The 282-nt window shown below is 46.5% G+C and carries 1 protein-coding gene; it reads right to left on the bottom strand.

Annotated features, from left to right (window positions below; genetic code table 11):
- Positions 1–282: diguanylate cyclase domain-containing protein (locus A3712_RS21835; protein WP_157618852.1), on the bottom strand; the 282-nt coding region annotated here is incomplete at both ends.

Raw genomic sequence — 282 nt, forward strand, 5'->3', positions numbered from 1 at the left:
TGCTCGATAGAAGGTACGCTGTGTATTTTCTCCCTCACGATGCATCGTGATACCAATACTGACTGTTAAGCCACGCTCACCGAGTATTTCGTGCCAACCAAATTGGAAAATGCGCTCACGGTAATTCTCCGAGTGCATTTCTGCCTTTACCATGTCGGTATTCTCTAGAATGACTAGGAACTCTTCTCCACCGAACCTGACACAGGAAGCGCCTCGGAACTTGAAGTATGACCTTAACTCTTGAGAAACACTCACAATTGCTTTATCACCCACTAGGTGGCT

Origin of the sequence: Vibrio sp. HI00D65 (assembly GCF_001635455.1) — a bacterium.
Taxonomy (GTDB): domain Bacteria; phylum Pseudomonadota; class Gammaproteobacteria; order Enterobacterales; family Vibrionaceae; genus Vibrio.